This is a genomic window from Treponema endosymbiont of Eucomonympha sp. (assembly GCF_001028545.1).
Map to the genome: position 1 here is coordinate 1 of NZ_BBPW01000123.1, position 2121 is coordinate 2121.

The window sequence follows — 2121 nt, forward strand, 5'->3', positions numbered from 1 at the left end:
GCCGCCTCCCGCGAAATACGCCCGCTTGCCCGGGGTTTGAAACGCGGCTATGAAGCCCCGCGGCAAGGACGGCACCGGCTGGTGAAAGCGGCGTAAAAAAAGCGGGTCCCCGCTTTCGTTCTGCCGCAAAAGGCGTTGTTCCGCCCTTATTACGGCACTACCGCTACTTCCTTAAATTTGCCTTCGCCCTCGCCAATATCTGTGTAGAGCGCCTTGTGCCAGTTGCTGTCGGTACGGTTTATTTCGGCTTCCAGTGTGGTCTTTGCCGCTCCGTCAGGCACATAAATCGTGAATCCTTCTGTGGTGTCTTTTTCGGCGTCATAAAACACGTATGTGTATCCTAATGTCGGCGGCGGCATTCCCATCGTGAGCGACGCAAGCGCGTGGCAGGATTGGAACGCATAGTCTCCGATAGTTTCAGCCGCAGGCAGGTTTATCGACGCAAGCGTACTGCCCTCGAACGCCCCTCTCCGATATCTGTAACCGCGGGCAGGTCTATTGATTTAAGCTTAGATAAATAGAGAATATCCTTCGTTGTTTCGTCAACCGCAACCGAAACAAATGCCATTTCTCCGACTGTTTGTACGCCGGACGCTTTGAATGTCTTAAGTGAAGTAAAAAAGCCGAACGTACCACATCGATCAGGGTTGCCCATTTCCATCGGCTCTATATCTGTAACAGAATTCGGCACTATGAGAAACACGATTTTGTCTACATTTTCGCTATATTTTGCCCACGCAGTCATTCCGGTACACGCGCTTAAATCAAGAGCGACATATTTGCCCGCAAGCGCGGCAAACAGGATTTTATGGAAGCAATCGCTGCTTGTTCCGGCTCGCCCCCGCGGTATGCATTACGGGAAGCGGTGCCGCTTGATAAATCAATAGACAGCCTTACTGCAATAGGCGTATCTATAGTGGTTCCGCCCGACTGCCCGGCAAGATAGGTTTGCAAGTCTTCAATGACGGTAAACACCGGAACGGGGTCAGGCGCAGGTTTCGGCGGCGGTAGGAGCACGTAAAGCGTGTCATTGCTCTCTGTTTGCACCCCGCCGCCGCCAATAGCATCGCCGTTCCGACCGCTGCCGCACGTAACATAATCCTGTTCATAGCATTTTCCTTTCCGTTCGTAGTCCGCCGACTGTTAATTTTGCGTTCCGCATATATAGCAGATTTGCAAAAAATGAACAATCCCCCCCTGCGGCGAGTTTTCCGCATACAGGCAAGGTCTGGCGGGACACCGCCAGTCATTACCTGTGAGCAGGCGAACCTTACCTGTGCCCCGCCGAGACGAGAAAAGAGGAAAGCGGCAGTGCCGCTTTCCTCTTTTCTCGTCTCATGCAAAGAACGGATATGCCCGCTCTTTGCGCGTGTCGTTTACCTCTAGTGTCGAGTTCCTTCAAGGAACTCGAACGTTGCCCGGAAGGGCAACGCCGAACGCCAGCCTCCCTTCCCCTTTCCGCGCCTGAATCGCCGCGCCGTCGGCAAAGCGTCCCTCCAGAATCTCTTTCGCCAGCGGGTTCTCAAGATATTCCTGTATCGCCCGCTTCACCGGGCGCGCGCCGAACAGCGGGTCATAGCCCGCCTCCGCCAGAAAGTCGAGCGCGTCGGGCGAAAGCTCCAGCGTCAGACGGCGGGGCATAAGCCGTGCCTGCACCCGCGCTATCTGGTTCCGCACGATTCCGGCAATAGCCGGCTTTTCGAGCCGCGTGAACGTGATGATTTCGTCTATGCGGTTCAGAAACTCCGGACGGAACGCAGCCTTCAGCGCCGCGTCTATCTCCGGCTTCAGGGCTTTGAGCTTCTCGTTCGTGTCCGCGCCCAGAATCAGGTCGGAGGCGAGGTTGCTCGTCATGATGATTATGGCATTCTTAAAATCCACCGTGCGCCCCTGTCCGTCGGTGAGCCGCCCGTCGTCGAGCATCTGGAGCAGCACGTTGAACACGTCGGGGTGCGCCTTCTCGATTTCGTCGAACAGCACCACGCCGTAGGGTCGCCGCCGCACCGCTTCGGTGAGCTGCCCGCCCTCGTCGTAGCCCACGTAGCCCGGAGGCGCGCCGATGAGGCGGCTCACCGCGAACTTTTCCATATATTCGCTCATATCGATTCGGGTGAGCGCCCG

The 2121-nt window shown here is 56.3% G+C and carries 4 protein-coding genes; all 4 read right to left on the reverse strand.

The window, feature by feature from the left end:
• Positions 1-149: 149 nt before the first annotated feature.
• Complete coding sequence (locus AWU74_RS05185) at positions 150-365, reverse strand: hypothetical protein (protein ID WP_059368975.1); 216 nt, start codon at positions 363-365, stop codon at positions 150-152.
• A 68-nt stretch (positions 366-433) separates the two neighbouring features.
• Complete coding sequence (locus AWU74_RS05190; protein ID WP_059368972.1) at positions 434-745, reverse strand: hypothetical protein; 312 nt, start codon at positions 743-745, stop codon at positions 434-436.
• 14 nt (positions 746-759) lie between these two features.
• Complete coding sequence (locus tag AWU74_RS05195) at positions 760-1047, reverse strand: hypothetical protein (RefSeq protein ID WP_059368970.1); 288 nt, start codon at positions 1045-1047, stop codon at positions 760-762.
• Between the two features lie 351 nt (positions 1048-1398).
• A partial coding sequence (locus AWU74_RS05200) for an AAA family ATPase (RefSeq protein WP_162504859.1) occupies positions 1399-2121 on the reverse strand: 723 nt, incomplete at its 5' end.

What these genes read in the sequence shown, in the direction of transcription:
- AWU74_RS05185 (WP_059368975.1), bottom strand. Translation starts at nt 365, where the DNA reads ATGGGAATGCCGCCGCCGACATTAGGATACACATACGTGTTTTATGAC.
- AWU74_RS05190 (WP_059368972.1), bottom strand. Translation starts at nt 745, where the DNA reads ATGACTGCGTGGGCAAAATATAGCGAAAATGTAGACAAAATCGTGTTT.